Annotated in this window: 13 protein-coding genes; 3 read left to right on the forward strand and 10 right to left on the reverse strand. The window is 69.0% G+C overall.

Going from position 1 to position 19,201, the window contains the following annotated elements; genetic code table 11:
- The first annotated feature begins 4 nt into the window (after nt 1–4).
- Entirely contained in the window at nt 5–979 is a 975-nt protein-coding gene (locus IE277_RS10385; protein WP_189950773.1) for a hypothetical protein, read from the forward strand.
- A gap of 57 nt (nt 980–1,036) precedes the next feature.
- On the forward strand, nt 1,037–1,414 hold the full coding sequence (locus IE277_RS10390) for a PIN domain-containing protein (protein ID WP_229881186.1): 378 nt from the start codon (nt 1,037–1,039) through the stop codon (nt 1,412–1,414).
- Between the two features lie 51 nt (nt 1,415–1,465).
- Here the strand turns inward: IE277_RS10390 and IE277_RS10395 are convergent, their stop codons facing one another.
- The 10 genes from IE277_RS10395 to ngcE all read right to left on the reverse strand — a co-directional run bounded on the left by IE277_RS10395 (nt 1,466) and on the right by ngcE (nt 15,039).
- The gene (locus tag IE277_RS10395; protein WP_189950777.1) at nt 1,466–2,926 is read right to left on the reverse strand and encodes a glycosyltransferase family 39 protein; all 1,461 of its coding nucleotides are present in this window, start codon (nt 2,924–2,926) and stop codon (nt 1,466–1,468) included.
- A gap of 74 nt (nt 2,927–3,000) precedes the next feature.
- On the reverse strand, nt 3,001–4,509 hold the full coding sequence (locus IE277_RS10400) for an amino acid permease (protein WP_189950779.1): 1,509 nt from the start codon (nt 4,507–4,509) through the stop codon (nt 3,001–3,003).
- 161 nt (nt 4,510–4,670) lie between these two features.
- On the reverse strand, nt 4,671–6,599 hold the full coding sequence (dxs, locus tag IE277_RS10405; RefSeq protein ID WP_189950781.1) for a 1-deoxy-D-xylulose-5-phosphate synthase: 1,929 nt from the start codon (nt 6,597–6,599) through the stop codon (nt 4,671–4,673).
- Nucleotides 6,600–6,736: 137 nt separating this feature from the next.
- Nucleotides 6,737–8,047 (reverse strand): sugar ABC transporter permease, encoded by a 1,311-nt coding sequence (locus tag IE277_RS10410; RefSeq protein WP_189950783.1) that lies wholly within the window; start codon nt 8,045–8,047, stop codon nt 6,737–6,739.
- Entirely contained in the window at nt 8,044–8,844 is an 801-nt protein-coding gene (locus IE277_RS10415) for an ATP-binding cassette domain-containing protein (protein ID WP_189950785.1), read from the reverse strand. The genes IE277_RS10410 and IE277_RS10415 overlap by 4 nt, the downstream gene beginning before the upstream one ends.
- 214 nt (nt 8,845–9,058) lie before the next feature.
- A complete protein-coding gene (locus tag IE277_RS10420; RefSeq protein ID WP_189950976.1) occupies nt 9,059–10,159 on the reverse strand; it encodes a substrate-binding domain-containing protein in 1,101 nt (366 codons plus the stop codon).
- 133 nt (nt 10,160–10,292) lie between these two features.
- The gene (locus IE277_RS10425) at nt 10,293–11,492 is read right to left on the reverse strand and encodes an ROK family transcriptional regulator (RefSeq protein WP_189950787.1); all 1,200 of its coding nucleotides are present in this window, start codon (nt 11,490–11,492) and stop codon (nt 10,293–10,295) included.
- Between the two features lie 215 nt (nt 11,493–11,707).
- Nucleotides 11,708–12,631, reverse strand: coding sequence for a carbohydrate ABC transporter permease (locus IE277_RS10430; protein ID WP_189950789.1), 924 nt, complete (start codon nt 12,629–12,631; stop codon nt 11,708–11,710).
- A 4-nt stretch (nt 12,632–12,635) separates the two neighbouring features.
- The gene (locus tag IE277_RS10435; RefSeq protein ID WP_189950791.1) at nt 12,636–13,562 is read right to left on the reverse strand and encodes a carbohydrate ABC transporter permease; all 927 of its coding nucleotides are present in this window, start codon (nt 13,560–13,562) and stop codon (nt 12,636–12,638) included.
- 31 nt (nt 13,563–13,593) lie between these two features.
- Nucleotides 13,594–15,039: an N-acetylglucosamine/diacetylchitobiose ABC transporter substrate-binding protein gene (gene ngcE / locus IE277_RS10440; protein ID WP_189950793.1), complete on the reverse strand. Its 1,446-nt coding sequence runs from the start codon at nt 15,037–15,039 to the stop codon at nt 13,594–13,596.
- A gap of 352 nt (nt 15,040–15,391) precedes the next feature.
- Here ngcE and IE277_RS10445 point away from each other — a divergent pair, with 352 nt between their 5' ends.
- Nucleotides 15,392–19,201 (forward strand): GH92 family glycosyl hydrolase, encoded by a 3,810-nt coding sequence (locus IE277_RS10445; RefSeq protein ID WP_189950795.1) that lies wholly within the window; start codon nt 15,392–15,394, stop codon nt 19,199–19,201.

The following is a 19,201-nucleotide window of genomic DNA, read 5'->3' on the forward strand; positions in this document are numbered from 1 at the left end:
AACCATGAGAGCCCATCGCTCACGCGTCATAACGATCGCAACAATTCTGCTGGCCGTCGCCACCCTGGCCGCATGTCTGACCGTCCTGCTCCGGCGCACGGACGGCGGCTCCGACGATGCCGGCCGGCCCGTCCCGCCGGGGGTCGCACCGATCGACCTGGCGCGCGAGGTGGCCGACTACACCGGCCGGTTCGGCCCCGGCCACGGCTATCGGCAGCCCGGCCGGGCCGACCGCGAGGACATCGCCTCGGCCATCGGGATGTTGCTCGACGGCCAGCGCAAACAAGCGGAACAGCGGCTTTCACAACGCGATTTCACCGTGCGCACGGTCGTCGACCGGCCCTCCGGCCGCCGTCTCGTCGAGGTGGCGGACCGTACCGACGCGGCCGTGACACCGCGCGGCTGGGGCCGGGTCTACCTCGACCTGGACCACCACCCGAGCTGGTCGGTCCAGGTTCCGCATCCCGGCTTCGACCTGGGTACCGAGCAGCTGGGCGTGCGGGTGCTGCGCGGCTCGCCCGGCGGGATCCTGGTGATAGCAGGAGCACATCGCAAAGCCGGGGTCGGCAATTCCGCGGATGTGGCGCACCGCACGGACACCGTCTTCCACGCCATCTGCGCCGAGCTGGCCCGCCGCGGGATGCCCGGGATCCAGCTGCACGGCTTCGCCGCCTCCGCCGCGCCCGACTATGACGTGATCGCCTCCACCGGTGCCGGGACGGCGGCCCAGCCGGAGGGCCGCGAGCTGGCCGACGCCCTGCGCGGGCACGGTTTCGCGGTGTGCCGGGCCTGGGTGCGCTCCTGTCCGCTGGAGGGCAGGACGAATGTGCAGGGGCACGCGGCCGACGCCGACCATGTGCCGTTCCTGCACGTCGAGTTCTCCCCCACGGTCCGGGCCGGAGGACAGCCCGCCGAGCGGGCGGCCGCCGCGATCGCCGAGATCACCCGCCGATGGGCGGCGAAACCCGTGAAAGACTGAGTGCGTCACACACGCGCTACCACGGGGCTGTTACCGGACATGACGGACACTTCGGGTGTGGCGGACGAGCCCCTCCCCCTGCTCATCGTCGACGGTGCGAACGTCGTCGGGTCGGTGCCCGACGGCTGGTGGCGCGACCGCCGCGGCGCCGCCGAGCGCCTGCGCGACCGGCTGGTGCCCTTCGCCCGGTCCGGTGTGCCGGGACTGCCCGGTCCGGTGGAGCTGGTCCTGGTGGTGGAGGGTGCCGCCCGGGGCGTGGCCCCGGTGCCCGGGGTGCGGGTCGCGGACGCGCCCGGCAGCGGCGACGACCTGATCGTGGACCTCGCGGCGGCGGCCGGCCGCGCATGCCTGGTCGTCACCGCCGACCGCGAACTGCGCCGCCGGGTCCAGGAGCACGGCGCCCAGGTCACCGGCCCGCGCTCGGTGCTGAGCTGAACTGAGCTGAGCCGGGCTGAGCCATCCGTACGGTGGCGGGCGAGCCCGCCGTCACTCCCCGGGCACCCGGGTGTACAGCACCGCTCCGTCCACGGTGCCCGTCTCCTCGTACCGGGCGGCCAGCCACCGGCGCAGGGTCGGGACACGGCCCGGGGCGTACGGCTTGCCCCGGGAGTCGTCGACGACCAGGGCCGGTGCATGGCGGTCCAGCTCCCCCCGGAAGACCGGCCAGGCGCCGGCGACGGCGTACTTCTCGCCGACGCCGGGGCCGCCCCGGCCGCCGCTGTAGTTGGTGAGCAGGCCCGCGGTGAGATAGCGGGTGGCGGGGGCGCGGCCGGCCAGCCAGTACGTCTCCGGGTGCATGCCCCAGACGAGGACCCGCTCGGCGGTGGTGGTGCGCCGGTCGAGGGCGGCCGCGAGCCGCTGGGCGTGGGCGAGTTCGGGGCGCGGGGCGATCAGGCCCCAGACCAGGAAGAGGGCACAGGCCCCGGCCGAGGTGCGGACGGCCCGCGCACGCCGTCCGGCGGGCAGCGCGTGCAGCGCGGCGGTCGCCGACAGGGCGAGCGGCGGGGTGAGCTGCAGAAAATAGTGGCCGAAGAAGTGGCAGCCGGGGGTCACCGCGACCACCGAGGAGGCCAGCCACAGCCACAGGTCCGCCGCGGACGCACGGGTGACGCGCAGGGTCCGTACGACGGGTGCGAGCAGGCCCGCCGAGGCCCCGGCCAGGAGCGCGCCGTTCGCCGACGCACGGGCGAGGACATGGAGCTCGGAGCCGGCGAAGGAGGCGTAGGCGGCGGAGCCGGTCACCGTCCAGAACAGGAATCCGGCCGGGTCCGTCAGCAGGGCCGCGCCGAGCACCGGCAGCAGAGCGCCGGCCGCGAGCCGCAGCACGTCCCGACGCGGGGCGCCCCGCCGGTGCAGCAGCCAGGCCACCGGCAGCAGCACCGCGCCGCCGGTCTGCTTGGCGAGGAACGCAGCGGCCACGGCGCACCCGGCCGCACCCCAGCGTCCGCGGTCCGCGCACCACAGCGCGGCGGCCGTACCGGGCAGCATGAACACCTCGAAGCCGACCGCCTGCGCGTCCTCGGGGTTGAGCCCGACCGAGACCAGCAGATACAGCACCCCGGCGGTGCGGCCCGCGCCGTCGCCCCAGCGGCGCCGGGCGAGGGCGGCGACCGCCACGGCCGTGAGCAGATGGGCGAGGACCGCCAGCACCCGAAGCGGGGTCAGCGATCCGGAGCCGCACACCGCGAACACCGCCTCGTACAGCCAGGGCAGCAGCGGCGGTTTGCGGTCCACCACCGTGTCGTAGAGCTGCCCGCCGTGGGCCAGCAGCCGTGCCTGGACGGCGAGGTAGCCCTCGTCCGGGTTCCACAGCGGACGGACGAAGGACGGCAGCCGGGTGACACCGGCCAGGGCCGCGAGGAGGGGCAGCAGCCGCGTCCAGTACGCCGTCCGGGTGACGGCCCTGATGACTACGGTCCGTACAGGGGCGAGCGGGGCGGCAGACATGGCCTGCACGCTATCCGGCCCCGCCATTCCCGCCGAAGCGGGACATACGGGGCCGGGCGAGGTGATGAGTGCGGCTACGGGTTGTTACCGGTGGCCTGTCGGGCGGCCTGGTCCGCCTGGGCCAGCCGGCTGTGGGAGCGGCTGTAGAGGAAGTAGACGACGAAGCCGATCGCCATCCAGACGGCGAACCGCAGCCAGGTCTCGGCGGGCAGGTTGAGCATCAGCCAGAGCGAGGCGAGCACGGAGAGCACCGGGACGACGGGCACCAGCGGGGTCCTGAAGGCGCGGTGCAGGTCGGGACGGGTCCGGCGGAGGATGATCACGCTGATCGCGACGACGACGAAGGCGAACAGGGTACCGATGTTCACCAGCTCTGCCAGCTCGCTCAGACTGGTGAAGCCCGCCACGATCGCGATGACCACACCGAGCAGGATCGTCGGCCGGTAGGGGGTACGGAACCGCGGGTGGGTGTGCGAGAAGAAGCGGGGCAGCAGGCCGTCGCGGCTCATCGCGAAGAAGACGCGGGACTGGCCGAGGAGCAGGATCATGCACACCGTGGTCAGGCCGATGGCCGCGCCGAAGCTGATCAGGCCCGCGAACCAGGGATGGCCGGTGGACTTGAACGCGTCGGCGAGCGGCGCGTCCACGGACAGCGAGCTGTACTTCTCCATGCCGGTCACCACGATGGCCACGGCGACGTACAGCGCGGTGCAGATGATCAGCGAGCCGAGGATGCCGCGCGGCACGTCGCGCTGCGGGTTGCGGGTCTCCTCGGCGGCGGTGGCCACGACGTCGAAGCCGATGAAGGCGAAGAAGACCACGGAGGCGGCGGTGAAGATGCCCATGACGCCGAAGTTGGAGGGGGCCCAGCCGAACATGAGCTGGATGAGGGGCGCCTTGAGGCTGCCGCCCGCCGGGACCGGCTGCTGCTTCGGGATGAACGGGTCGTAGTTGCCGCTCTTGATGAAGAAGGCGCCGGCGATGATCACCACGAGCACGACCGCCACCTTCACGGCGACGACGACGGTGGTGACCCGCGCGGACAGCTTCATGCCGACGACGAGGATGGCGGTGAGGACCAGCACGAGGAGCGCGGCGAGGATGTCGAAGCCGAACCCGGAGGCACCGTCCCGGCCGCTGAGGTACGCCGGCAGGTGCCAGCCCGCGTTGTCGAGCAGCGAGTGGATGTAGCCGGACCAGCCGACGGCGACCACCGCCGTGCCGAGCGCCAGTTCCAGGACCAGGTCCCAGCCGATGATCCAGGCGGGGAACTCGCCGAGCGAGGCGTAGGAGAAGGTGTACGCCGATCCGGCGACCGGCACGGTGGAGGCGAACTCGGCGTAGCACAGCGCGGCGAGCGCGCAGACCACACCGGCGACGACGAACGACAGGGACACCGCGGGCCCGGCGGTGTTCTTGGCGGCCGTGCCGGTGAGCACGAAGATGCCGGTGCCGATGATGACGCCGACGCCGAAGACGGTCAGATCGAGGGCGGACAGGGACTTGCGCAGCGCGTGCTCGGGCTCCTCCGTGTCCCGGATCGACTGCTCGATGTTCTTCGTCCGAAACAGCGCATTGCTCACGGGCCTACCTCCCACGCTTGTCGCCTCGGCCTGGCTCGGCATGATCGAGAGGGCTGGGGATGCGTATGCCCCGGCACTGGCAGGTTCACGCAAGAGAGCCGGTTCCGCCACCCGTAGGAGGTGACGGAACCGGCCCTTTTCGGATCAGGGTGCCGCGGGTGTCAGTCGCGCGCGGGCTCCACCGAGTCCACGTCGGCGGCGGTGCGGTCGTATCTGCCGTCGAGCTTGGCCACCAGCCCGGTGACCTGGCGGGCGATGTCGGGGGCGGTCAGGCCGATCTCGGCGAGGACCTCGCCGCGCGAGGCGTGGTCGAGGAACCGGGGCGGGATGCCGAAGTCGCGCAGCGGCACGTCCACGCCCGCGTCGCGCAGGGCCTGGGCGATCGCGGCGCCGACACCGCCGACGCGGCTGTTGTCCTCGACGGTGACGACGACCCGGTGCCGCTCGGCCAGCGGGGCCATGGCCTCGTCGACGGGCTTGACCCAGCGCGGGTCGACGACGGTGGTGGAGATGCCCTGCTTGTCGAGCAGGCCGGCGATCTCCAGGCACATCGGGGCGAGGGCGCCGACCGAGACCAGCAGCACATCCGGCCGGTCGGTGCCGGGCTCGCGCAGCACGTCCATGCCGCCGACCCGGCCCACGGCGGGTACGGCGGGGCCGACCGCGCCCTTGGAGAAGCGCACCACGGTCGGCGCGTCGTCGACGGCCACGGCCTCCCGCAGCTGGGCCCGCACCTGCTCGGCGTCGCGCGGCGCGGCCAGCCTGAGCCCTGGTACGACCTGCAGGATCGACATGTCCCACATGCCGTTGTGCGAGGCGCCGTCGGTGCCGGTGACGCCGGCCCGGTCGAGCACGAAGGTGACCCCGCACTTGTGCAGGGCCACATCCATGAGGACCTGGTCGAAGGCGCGGTTGAGGAAGGTGGCGTACACGGCGAAGACGGGGTGCAGCCCGCCGTGCGCGAGGCCGGCCGCGGAGACGGCGCCGTGCTGCTCGGCGATGCCGACGTCGTAGATCCGGTCGGGGAAGGTGTCGGCGAACTTCTTCAGGCCGACCGGCTGCAGCATGGCCGCCGTGATCGCCACGATGTCGTCGCGTTCCTTGCCGAGCCTGACCATCTCGTCACCGAAGACGGAGGTCCAGTCGGCGCCCGAGGCCTTGACCGGCAGACCGGTGTCGGGGTGGATGGGCCCGATGCCGTGGAACCGGTCGGCCTCGTCCTGCAGGGCCGGCTGGTAGCCGCGGCCCTTCTCGGTGAGGCAGTGCACGATGACCGGCCCGCCGAACCGCTTGGCGCGGGCCAGCGCCGACTCCAGCGCCTCGATGTCATGGCCGTCGATCGGGCCGACGTACTTCAGCCCCAGGTCCTCGAACATGCCCTGCGGGGCGATGAAGTCCTTCAGGCCCTTCTTGGCGCCGTGCAGCGTCTCGTAGAGCGGCCTGCCGACGACGGGCGTGCGCTCCAGCAGATCCTTGCCCCGGGCCAGGAACCGCTCGTACCCGTCGGTCGTCCGGAGCGTGGCCAGGTGGTTGGCGAGGCCGCCGATGGTCGGGGCGTACGACCGCTCGTTGTCGTTGACGACGATGACCAGCGGGCGGTCCTTGGCGTCGGCGATGTTGTTCAGCGCCTCCCAGGCCATACCGCCGGTGAGCGCCCCGTCGCCGATGACGGCGACGACATGGCTGTCCCGCTTCTTGAGCTGGTTGGCCTTGGCGATGCCGTCGGCCCAGCCGAGCACGGTCGAGGCGTGGCTGTTCTCGATGACGTCGTGCTCGGACTCGGCCTGCGAGGGGTAGCCGGACAGGCCGCCCTTCTTCTTCAGCTGGGAGAAGTCCTGCCGGCCGGTGAGCAGCTTGTGCACATAGGACTGGTGGCCGGTGTCCCAGAGCACCTTGTCCTTCGGCGAGTCGAAGACCCGGTGCAGGGCGATGGTCAGCTCCACCACACCGAGGTTGGGGCCGAGGTGGCCGCCGGTCTTGGAGACGGCCTCGACGAGGAAGCTCCGGATCTCCCCCGCCAGCTGGTCCAGCTCCTCCTGGCTGAGCCGGTCCAGATCGCGCGGTCCCGTGATGCGGGTCAGCAGCGGCACCCGTGCCTCCTTGCAGTAGAGCTGATCGAGCTTTCGCCGGGCTCGCCCGAGTCTAATGTTCCGGCTTTCCACGACACGACAGTGCCCGGCACGTTGAGGCGCCGGGCACGTCGGGTGAGCGAGGACAGGCGGCGCCTTTACGCGCGGCCGGCCGTCTTCTGCGTCTTGCGGGTGATGGAGTCGATCACCACCGTGGTCAACAGCACAGCCGCGGTGATCATGTACTTGACCGGCTCCGCGATGGACTCCAGCTGCAGCCCGTACTGGATCGAGACGATCACCAGCACACCGAGCAGCGCGTTCCATGTACGACCGCGCCCGCCGAACAGCGACGTACCACCGATGACGGCCGCGGCGATCGCGTTCATCAGCAGGTCACCGGTGCCGGCGCTCTGGTTCGCCGAAGCGATCTTCGACGCCAGGAACAGGCCGCCGATCGCCGCGAAACCACCCGAGATGGCGAACACGGAGATCCGCACCGCGGTGACGTTGATACCCGCACGGCGGGACGCCTCCACGCTGCCGCCGAGCGCGAAGATCTTGCGGCCGTAGGCGGTACGGCGCAGCACGAAGTCCGTGCCGATCAGGAAGACCAGGAAGATCACCGTGGCCAGCGGCAGGCCCTTGTACTGGTTGTACATGTAGGCCGCGGCGAAGGAGATCACGGCCAGCAGCACGGTCCGCAGGATCGTGTCGCTGAGCGGCCGGGCCGGGATGCCCGCGGCCTGCCGGCGCCGGTTGCTCAGGAAGGAGGTGAGGAAGAACACGGCCACCACGACGACGGCGAGCCCGTAGGCGGCGGCCACGTCCGAGAAGTAGTACGTGGTCAGCCTGCCGACCAGGCCGTTCGGGTCGAGGTTGATCGTGCCGTCCGCGCCGAGCACCTTCAGCATGAAGCCCAGCCAGAACAGCAGACCGGCCAGCGTCACGGCGAAGGCGGGGGCGCCGAGCACCGCGAAGAAGAAGCCGTGCAGCGCGCCGATGGCGATGCCGGCGCCGACGGCGACGAGTACGGCCGCCCACTCGGGCCAGCCCTGGTTGACCGCGAGGACACCGGCGAGGGCGCTGGCCGCACCGCTGACCGAGCCGACCGACAGGTCGATCTCGCCGAGCAGCAGCACGAACACGATGCCGACCGAGATCATGCCCGTGCCGACCATCGTGATCGTGATGTCGTTGATGTTCTGCGCGGACAGGAACTGCGAGTTGAGCACCTGGAAGATGATGCAGATGATCGCGAGGCCCACGACGACCGGCAGCGAGCCCAGCTCGCCGGCCTTCATCTTGCGCTTGAACTCGTGCCAGTAGCCGAGCAGGCCCTCCTGCTGGACCAGCAGGCGCGGGTCGACCGCGGTGACCGCGGCGGCCGCGGCCTCGGGGTTCTCGACGACGGTCTCGTCCTGCGAGGGCGTCTCGTCGACGTTCGCGGAGGTCTTGTCGATGCTCACTGGGAAGCCTCCCCGTTCGCGCCGGAGGTACGGGCCGCACGGCGGGTCACGGCATTGTCGGTGGCGCCGGTGATGGCGGAGATGATCTCCTCCTGCGAGGTCGTCTTGACCTCGAAGACGCCGTTGTTGCGGCCGAGGCGCAGCACGGCGACCTTGTCGGCCACCGCCTTCACGTCCGCCATGTTGTGGCTGATGAGGACGACGGCGTGACCGCGCTCGCGCAGCCGCTCCACCAGGTCGAGGACCTGGGCGGTCTGCTCGACGCCGAGGGCGGCGGTGGGCTCGTCGAGGATCACCAGCTTGGGCTCGCCGAGCATGGAGCGGGCGATGGCCACGGTCTGGCGCTGACCGCCGGAGAGCGAGGCGATCGGGATCCGGACGCTCGGGATGCGGATCGACAGGGTGGTCAGCAGCTCGCGGGAGCGGCGCTCCATCTCGACCTCGTCCAGGACGCCCCACTTCCGCAGCTCACGGCCGAGGAAGAGATTGCCGACGACATCGATGTTGTCGCACAGCGCGAGGTCCTGGTACACCGTCGCGATGCCCAGGGCCTGGGCGTCGTGCGGCCTGCTGATGGTGACGGGCTTGCCGTCCCACTCGATGACACCCTCGTCGATCGGGTGCACGCCGGCGATCGTCTTGACCAGCGTGGACTTTCCGGCGCCGTTGTCGCCCACCAGGGCGACCACCTCACCGGCGTGGACCTCAAGCTCTACGTCGGTGAGCGCCTGAACGGCACCGAACCGCTTGGAGACCCCGCGCAACGCCAGCACGGGCGTAGCGGACACGTGAACCATCTCCTTCGCCGCCTGACCCGGCGGGAGGTTGTGCAGAAATTCTGGGTGGGTGGGTTGGGAGCAACCCGGTGGGGAGTTCCGTCCGGCGCCCCGCGTCGAGCTTGCGGGGCTGTGTGATCACGGGACGCCGGAGGAGTTCCGGGGAGCGCTCAGTCGGCTTCCCTGAGGGCATTCAAGGACGAACGCCCTTTTGCGGGAAGGGACTTGACGTCGACTACTTCAGGCCGATCTTGTCGCAGGCCGCCTTGTAGTCGGCGGTGCAGATGTCGGCGACGGTGTAGTAGCCCTGCTTGATGACCGTGTCCTTGATGTTGTCCTGCGTCAGCGAGACGACCGGGACGAGGACCGAGGGGACGTCCTTCTGGGAGGTGCTGGAGACCTTGTCCTTGGCGATGGAGTCCAGCGACTTGCCCTGGGCGAGCGCGACGGCCATCTCCGCGGCGACGTTCGCCTCCTGCGGGTAGGACTTGAAGACGCTCATGTACTGCGTACCGGCGACGATGCGCTGCACACCGGCCAGCTCGGCGTCCTGGCCGGTGACCGGGACCTTGACGCCCGCGGCGTTGAGGGCGGTGATGATACCGCCGGCCATGCCGTCGTTGGCGGAGTAGACACCCGCGATCTTGTCCTTGCCGACCGCGGAGATCGCCGTCTCCATCTCGGAGTTGGCGTTGTCCGGCGACCACTCCTTGGTGTCGTACTCCTTGGCGATCGTGACCTTGCCGTCGAGGACCTCGTGGGCGCCCTTCTTGAACTGGGCGGCGTTCGGGTCGGTGACCGAGCCGTTGACCATGACGATCTTGGAGGACTTGGTGGCCTTGCTGCCCAGCGCCTTCAGCAGGGCCTGGCCCTGGGTCTTGCCGACCTCCTCGTTGTCGAAGGAGGTGTAGGCGCTGATCGGGCCCTCGGCCAGGCGGTCGTAGGCGACGACCTTGATGCCCTGGTCCACGGCCTTCTGCACGGAGTTCTGGATCGCCTTGGCGTCGACCGCGTCCACGATCAGGACGTCCACCTTGTTGGTGATCATGGTGTCGACCTGCTGCGCCTGCAGGTTCGCGTCCTGGCGGGCGTTGTTGTACTCGACCTCCGCCTTGTTGTTCGTCAGCTCCTTGATCTTCTTCTCGATCAGCGGCTTGTCGAACTTCTCGTAACGCGCGGTCTTGTTCTCCGGGAGCAGGAGACCGACCTTGATGTTGTCGCCCTTCTTGGACGACGAGGAGGACGAGCTTCCGCCCTTCGACTCCTTGGCACTGCCACAGGCGGCCAGCGAGACCGCCATCGCCCCAGCGGCCACGGCAACGGCGGCACGACGCATACGTGCGTTCACTTCACAAACCTCCCTGACGAGGCCGCGTCGTTGCGGCCGAGGTGGCTGGAAGTCAACTCGGCCACACGTGCGACGTCAAGAAGTAAATCCTTAACGAGATGGCAACGGTGCCATCCGTTCTCTAAGTGAAGGCAGGGGCTGCCACCGGCAGCGACCCGTCCAAAAGAGTCGAATCACCCATCTCGCTCAGGGCGAGAGCGAGCGCTCCGAGCACCTCGGCACGGCCGCCAAGTGCCCCCGGGAGAACGGAGAGTTGGCGCGCCGCGCTGGGAATGGCGTAGCGGCCGACGGACTCCCTGATCGGCCCGAGCACCAGCTCACCGGCCTCGGCGAGATCACCGCCGAGGACCACCCGGCTCGGGTTCAGCAGATTGCAGAGATTGGCCACTCCCGAGCCGATATGGCGGCCGACGTCGGCGATCACCCGACGGCAGCCCGGGTCTCCGTCCCTGGCCAGCCGTACGACGCCTTCCATCGTGAGGTCGGCGCCATGGCTGGGCTGGAGCAGCGGGAGCACATACCGCGCGGCCGCGAACGTCTCCAGACAGCCGCGGTTTCCGCAACGGCAGACCGGGCCGGATTCATCGAGTGTAATATGCCCGATTTCTCCGGCCGTGCCGCCCGGGCCCCGGTAGATCTTCCCGTCGATCACCAGACCCGCGCCGACACCGCTCGCGACCTTGATGTACGCGAGGTCCCGTACGCCCTTCCCGCTGCCCCAGACCAGCTCGCCGAGGGCACCCAGGTTGGCGTCGTTGTCCACGTGCACGGGCACGCCGAGCCGCTCGCGCAGCTCCTCGGCGGGCTTGGCGCCGGTCCAGCCGGGCAGGATCGCGGTGGAGCCCAGCGTCCCCGACTCCACATCGATGGGACCGGGCACGCCGAGGCCCACCCCGGCCACCTTGGACGGGTTCACCCCGGTGGCCGCGATCAGTCGGCTGACCAGCTGTTCCGCCCGGTCGAAGCCCTGTGCGGCGGAGGCGTCCACGTCCAGCGGCTCGGACTCCTCGGCCAGCACCTGATGGGCGAGGTTGCCGATCGCGACGCGCATGTGCGTGTGTCCGAAATCGACACCGATCACAATGCCGGCGTCGCCGCTGAGGCTGACGCTGCGGGCCCGCCGCCCGCCCGCCGACGTGGGCGTGACCTCGACCGTTCCGCCGTCCTTCAGCTCCCGCACGATGTTGGAGACGGTCGCGGCCGACAGACCGGTCGTCCGCGCGATCTCCGCCTGCGTGAGGGACCCGGCCAGGCGCACGGCCCGTACAACCCGCTCCAGGTTGGCTCGGTGCAGCGACGACTGCGACCCTGGAGTCTCCACGACGACCTCCTGAGCGCGAGGCCGCTTCGGCGAGGCCCCGCGTATGTCCAACTAGTGAACTCTAAGCTGAGCCGTTCGGGGCTGCTTACGTCAAGAGGTTGAACCGTTTCCGGGTGCCTGAGGGTCCCCGGTACCACGTGCGCACGCCGCCCCCGGGAGGGGGAGCGGCGTGCGCACGGAGACATACGGAGCGTCACTCCGGCGAGGTCTGCGGGCTATTTCAGCGCCCCCGCGGTCAGGCCCTGGACGACCTGGCGCTGGAAGACGATGTACGCCCCGAGCACCGGCAGCATGGCCATCACCAGGCCGGCGAAGAGACCGGACCAGTCCCCCTTGTAGCCCTGGCTGACCGCGAGCTGGACCAGGCCCTGGGTGAGGACCTTCTTGTCCGGGTCGGTGTTGAGGACCGTGGGCAGCATGTACTGGTTCCACTGGCCCAGGAAGTTGAAGATGCCCACGCTGATCAGGCCCGGCTTGGCCATCGGCAGCATGATCTGGAAGAACGTGCGGGTGTGCGAGGCGCCGTCCACAAAGGCCGCCTCCGCCACCGAGGTGGGCAGTGTGCGGAAGAAGGCCGTGAGGAAGAAGACCGTGAAGGGCAGCGAGTACGCGATGTAGACCAGGATCAGGCCGTGGATCGTGTTCAGCATGCCCATGTTGTTCACCACATAGAACAACGGGACCAGCGCGAGCATGATCGGGAAGCTCATGCCGCCGACGAACAGGTAGTAGATGAAGCGGTTGCCCGGGAAGTCGAAGCGAGCGAGGACATAGGCCGCCATGGAGCCGAGCACCAGGGTGCCGATGAGCGAGCCGCCGACCACCAGGACGGTGTTCAGGAAGTAGTCGCTCATGTTGGCCTGGGTCCAGGCCCGCGACCAGTTGTCGAAGTGCAGCCTGTCCGGCAGGGACCAGGGCGAGCCGAAGATCGAGCTGTCCGACTTGAAGGAGGTCATCACCGCCCACAGCAGCGGCGTGACCACCATGATCGCCCAGATGATCAGCACCCCGTGCGAGAAGACGTTGAGGACACCGCCCTCCTTCTTCTGCCGGGCGCGCTTCGGGGCGGGTGCGTCGACCTTGGAGACGGTGGCGCCGGACTCGGCCGGCAGCGGTGCGGAGGTCTCGGTCGTCTTCATCGGTTCAGAACTCCAGCCGCTCGCGACGGCCCAGCCGCATCACGATCGCCGCGAAGGCGAGCGTGACGATCAGCAGGGCGACGCCGATGGTGGTGGCGTAGGCGGCCTGACCGTCCCGGAACGCCTTCTGGTACACGTACAGGACCATCACCGTGGTCGAGTAGTCGGGCCCGCCCGGTCCGGTCGTCATGATCTGGACGACCGCGAACGACTCGGCGCCGAGCGCGAGGATGCCCATGTAGACCCAGCCGGACTGCACGGTGTCCCACAGCAGCGGCAGGGTGATGCGGAAGAAGGTGGTGGCCCGGCCGGCGCCGTCGAGCAGCGCCGACTCGTACAGCTCCGTCGGGATGGAGGCCATGCCGGCCGAGAACAGGACCACGAAGAAGCCGACCGTGGACCACACCAACACCGCCATCACACACCACAGCGCAAGGCTCGGGTCGCCCAGCCACAGCGGCTGAATGTCTCCGAGGCCGATACCGCGCAGCAGTGAGTTGATCGCGCCGCTGTCCGGGTTGTACGCGAAGGCGAACAGCAGCGAGACGATCGCGATGGACAGCACCTGCGGAAAGAAATACACGATCTTGTAGAAGGACGAGCCCCGGACCCCGGAGATCACGGGGCCGCCCTTCCTCCGGCGTCCGCCGACATTGATCATGAAGGCGAAGAACAGCGCCAGACTGATCGTCACCAGTGGGAGCACCAGGGCGAACAGCAGACTGTGCTGCAACGACTTCCAGAAGATGTCGTCATGGAGCATCCGCTGGTAGTTGTCGAAGCCGACCATCTTGAATTCGGGGCTCAGGCCGGTCCAGTCCGTGAACGAGTAATAGATGGACTGGATGAACGGCCACACCACGAAGAGCGCGTACAGTCCCAGGGGCAGAACCAGAAACCCCACGATGAACCGGTACTTGCCGTGCTGCATCGCCACTCCGGTGCGTTGATGAGGGTGCTGGTTACTGGTGCTTGTAGTGCTTGATCGTGGTGTCCTTGGCCGCCTCGTCGGCGAAACCCTGGATCTTCTTGATGGCCTCGGCGGGAGTGAGCCGGCCGGCCATCATCTCCCCGAGACCGGCCACACCGATCTTCTCCTTCTGCAGCTGCACATACCAGTCCTGAAGCCGCGGATTCACCACGTTGGATCCGGCCAGCTTCAGCGCCGCCACACCGGACTTCAGACCCGGGGTGAGGGTGATTCCGGTGGTACCGCCGTTGTACGCGGTCAGCGACTTCACCTTGGCCGTGAAGTTCTTCGAGGACGCCTCGGAGAGCATGATGCGCAACTGCTCCATGCCTCCCTCGGCGTTCGCGGCCTTGGCCGGGACGATGAAGGGCTCACCGCCGGAGGCCCAGATGGTGCCGAAGGGCAGCTTGTCGGACGCGTCGATGCCGGAGGGCGCGGAGACGGCCAGGTCGAAGTCCTTCGGGATGACGTTGGCCGACTCGTTCTCCACCCAGGAGCCGTTCGGGATGAACAGCGCCTCGCCCTTGGCCCAGGCGGTCTGCGACTGGATGTGGTCCAGGCCCGGGGTGCCCTTGAGGATGTAGCCCTTCTTGTACAGCTCGTAGTACGCCTCGAAACAGGCCTTGACGGCCGGGTGCTGCCAGGCGTTCGGCTCCAGGTTGTCGATGGCGTCGAGCACCTCGCGCCCGCCGACCTTGCCGATCATCGGGTACAGCGAGAAGGGGAGGTAGTACGGGTACTTGCCCGCGTACGTCCAGCCCGCCATCCCCTTCTTCTTGGCCTTCTCGCAGACCTGGAGCATCTCGTCCCAGGTCTTCGGGTACTCCGTGCCGAGCGAGTCCAGCGCCTTCTGCGAGTACCAGACGCCGTACACCGTGTAGGCGTAGTAGAAGATCCAGACCGGCTTGCCGTCGAACTGGCCCATTTCCACGATGCCCGGGCGCAGGGTGTCGCGGACCTTCTTGTTCGGGTCGTCGTACGACGGCGCGTCCAGCAGCGGGGTGAGGTCGGCCAGCTGGTTCTTGCCGACCAGGACACCCATGTCCATCTGCTCCGCGCCGGAGTTGTCGATGAGGTCCGGCGGGTTGCCCTGGTTGAAGCGGGGCTGGAGGGTGGACTGGATCTTCTGGGTGGCGGAGAACTTCACATGCGCCTTCGGGAAGTCCTTCTCGTAGATCTTCACCGCGTCCTGGGCGTACTCCTTGCCGAAGCCGCCGTCGAAGAGGACGAATTCCATCTGGGCGCTGTCGTTGACGCCGAGCGGGTTCTTGGCGGTCTTCTTCCCCGCCTTGTCCTTGGTCTGGCCTCCCCCGCCGCTGCTCGCACAGGCGGACAGCAGCCCCATCCCCGGGGCCGCGACCAGGCCGAGCGCGGCGGACCGCTTGATCAGATCACGACGGCCGACACCTTCGCCGCCGTGGTTCGAGATGGATCCCATGCTCAAGTCCTCGCCTTCTCCAGGACTCAGGCGGTGAACCGGATCCTCCCCGGCACCGCGGTCGGGTAGTGCTGGGTCGTGCAGGGTCGTGCTGGAAGTGCCGACAGGTATAGTCCACTTTCGGTCGGCTGAGCAAGATCGAATGCAGGGTTCGCGATGGGTCTTTTCCGAGTTGAGACCTCGGGGAAATATGTGCCCCCGGTGGTCCGCCTGGCACAAATATTCGCGACATATGTCCCTGAATGCCACACCCAACACCCTTGACATCACGGGCCACTTGACGCCCTACTGGTTCCTGCGTCTCGTTAGTTGACAACGTTGTCCGGAGGGGGCGCAGGAGGGGAATCCGTAGATGCAGCGGAGAACTCGGCACAGATGGGGTCCGGCGGTCGTCCTCACGGCCGCCTTTGTCATGGCCGCCGGCGCGCAGGGCGCGGCGGTCGCCCTGCCCGCCAAGGCTCCGGCCGCGGGCCAAGAGTTCGCATCCTCGTTCGAGCCGGGCGACCCGGCACCCGACTGGCTGAACACCGTGGACACCGGCCCGGACGGCACGAAGCGCGCCTCGGGTGTCGACGGCGGCTACAGCACCGGCATCCCGGGCAATGTGACCGACCATGTCACCGATGTCCGGGCGAGCGGCGAGAACCCGGGCGCCGGCGAGGTGAAGGAGAACCTGGTCGACGGCGAGCCCGGCACCAAATGGCTGACCTTCGCACCCACCGGCTGGGTCGAGTTCGACCTCGACCAGCCCATCAAGCTGCACACCTACGCGCTCACCTCGGCCAATGACAACGCCCAGCGCGACCCCAGGGACTGGACGCTGCTCGGCTCCGCCGACGGCAAGGACTGGAAGACCGTCGACACCCGCTCGGACCAGGCCTTCTCCGAGCGCTTCCAGACCAGGTCCTACGGCCTGGCCGAGCCGGCCGAGTACCAGCACTTCCGGCTGGAGGTCACCCGGAACAACGGCGCCGACGACATCCTGCAGCTCGCAGATGTGCAGTTCTCCACCGGCGGCGGGGGCGGGCCGGTGCCGCAGGACATGCTGACGCTGGTCGACCGGGGCCCGACCGCATCGCCGACGGCCAAGGCACGGGCCGGGTTCACCGGAACGAGGGCGCTGCGCTACGCCGGACGGCATACGGCGGACGGCCGGGCCTACTCGTACAACAAGGTCTTCGACGTGAACGTGAAGGTCGGCGCCGACACCCAGCTGTCGTACCGGATCTTCCCGTCGATGGCCGACGGCGACCGGGACTACGACGCCACCGACGTCTCTCTCGACCTGGCCTTCACCGACGGCACTTATCTGAGCGATCTGGGCGCCCCGGACCAGCACGGATTCCCGCTGTCGCCGCGCGGACAGGGCGCCTCGAAGTCGCTGTACGTCAACCAGTGGAACAACGTGGCCGCGCGGATCGGCTCGGTCGCGGCCGGCAAGACCGTCGACCGGATCCTGGTGGCGTACGACTCCCCCGACGGACCGGCGAAGTTCCGGGGCTGGATCGACGACGTGGCCCTGAGGCCCGCAGCGCCCGAGAGGCCGAAGGCGCATCTGTCGGACTACGCGCTGACCACCCGCGGCACCAACTCCAGCGGCAGTTTCTCGCGCGGCAACGACTTCCCGGCGACGGCCCTGCCGCACGGGTTCAACTTCTGGACGCCGGTGACCAACGCGTCCTCGCTGAGCTGGCTGTACGAGTACGCGCGCGCGAACAACGACGCCAATCTGCCGACGATCGAGGCGTTCAGCGCGAGCCATGAGCCGAGCCCCTGGATGGGCGACCGGCAGACCTTCCAGGTGATGCCGTCGGCCGCGTCCGGCACCCCGGACACCGGCCGCGAGGCGCGCCGGCTGCCGTTCCGGCACGAGAACGAGACCGCGCGGCCGTACTACTACGGGGTCCGGTTCGAGAACGGTCTCAAGGCCGAGATGACCCCGACCGACCACGCGGCGGAGCTGCGTTTCACCTACCCCGGCGACGACGCTAGCGTGGTCTTCGACAATGTCACCGAACAGGCGGGCCTGACCCTCGACAAGGACAACGGGACCGTCACCGGCTACTCGGACGTGAAGTCGGGCCTGTCGACCGGCGCGACACGGCTGTTCGTGTACGGCGAGTTCGACAAACCGGTGACCGACGGCGGATCGAGCGGGGTCAAGGGGTACCTGCGCTTCGACGCGGGCGCGGACCGCACCGTCACTCTGCGCCTGGCGACCTCGCTGATCAGCGTCGACCAGGCGAAGGACAATCTGCGTCAGGAGATCCCGGACGGCACCTCCTTCGACACCGTGAAGTCCCAGGCGCAGCGCACCTGGGACAAGCTGCTCGGCAAGGTCGAGGTCGAGGGCGCGAGCCCGGACCAGCTGACCACGCTGTACTCCAGCATGTACCGGCTGTATCTGTACCCGAACTCGGGCTTCGAGAAGGTCGGGGACACCGACCAGTACGCGTCCCCCTTCTCGCCGATGCAGAGCCAGGACACCCCGACGCACACCGGCGCGAAGATCGTCGACGGCAAGGTGTACGTCAACAACGGTTTCTGGGACACCTACCGGACGACATGGCCGGCGTACTCCTTCCTCACGCCCTCGCAGGCCGGCGAGATGGTCGACGGGTTCGTGCAGCAGTACAAGGACGGCGGCTGGACCTCCCGCTGGTCCTCGCCCGGTTACGCCGACCTGATGACCGGCACCTCCTCGGACGTGGCGTTCGCCGACGCCTATGTCAAGGGCGTGCCGTTCGACGCGAAGGCGGCGTACCAGGCCGCCCTGAAGAACGCGACCGTCGTCCCGCCGATGTCGGGCGTGGGCCGCAAGGGCATGAGCACCTCGCCCTTCCTCGGCTACACCAGCACCGCCACCACCGAGGGCCTGTCCTGGGCGATGGAGGGATACGTCAACGACTACGGCATCGCGAAGATGGGCGAGGCCCTGTACGGGAAGACGGGCGAGAAGCACTACAAGGAGGAGTCCGCGTACTTCCTCAACCGCGCCCAGGACTATGTGAACCTCTTCGACCCCAAGGCGGCGGGCGGCTTCTTCCAGGGCCGCGACAGCCAGGGATCCTGGCGTGTCGACTCCTCGAAGTACGACCCGCGCGTGTGGGGGTACGACTACACGGAGACCAACGGCTGGGGGTACGCGTTCAGCGTCCCGCAGGACAGCCGGGGCCTGGCCAACCTCTACGGCGGCCGGCCGGCCCTCGCGAAGAAGCTCGACACGTTCTTCTCCACCCCGGAGACGGCCTCACCGGACCTCGTCGGCTCCTACGGCGGCGTCATCCATGAGATGACCGAGGCCCGGGACGTCCGGATGGGCATGCTCGGCCAGTCCAACCAGGTCGCGCACCATGTGTCGTACATGTACGACGCGGCGGGCCAGCCCTGGAAGACACAGGCGACGGTCCGCGAGATCCTCTCCCGGCTGTACGCCGGCAGCGAGATCGGGCAGGGCTACCACGGCGACGAGGACAACGGCGAGCAGTCGGGCTGGTACCTCTTCTCCGCGCTCGGCTTCTATCCGCTCGTCATGGGCAGCGGTGAGTACTCCATCGGCTCCCCGCTGTTCAAGAAGGTCACCGTGCATCTGGAGAACGGCCGGGACCTGGTCGTCAAGGCGCCGCGGAACAGCGCGAGGAACGTCTATGTGCAGGGCGTGACGTTCGACGGCCGGCCCTGGAACTCGACGTCGCTGCCGCACTCGCTGCTGTCGAAGGGCGGGGTGCTGGAGTTCTCCATGGGCGCCGAGCCGTCGGCGTGGGGCACGGGCAAGGACGCGGGCCCGGTCTCCGTCACCCAGGACGACAAGGTGCCGGCGCCCCGCTCGGACGTGCTGAAGGGGGACGGACCGCTGTTCGACGACACCTCGGCGACGGACGCCACGCTCACCTCGGTGGACCTGCCGGTCGACCACGCCGTCAAGCCGGTCCAGTACACGCTGACCTCGTCGGCCGACCACACCAAGGCGCCGACCGGCTGGACCCTCCAGGGCTCCACGGACGGCACTGCCTGGAAGACCCTGGACCAGCGCTCCGGGGAGTCCTTCGCCTGGGACCGCCAGACCCGGGCGTTCACCGTCGCCGCCCCGGGCACCTACGCGAAGTACCGCCTGGTGCTGAACGGCGCCGCGACGCTCGCGGAGGTGGAGCTGCTGGCCTGA

Source organism: Streptomyces alanosinicus (genome assembly GCF_014650595.1).
Lineage (GTDB): Bacteria > Actinomycetota > Actinomycetes > Streptomycetales > Streptomycetaceae > Streptomyces > Streptomyces alanosinicus.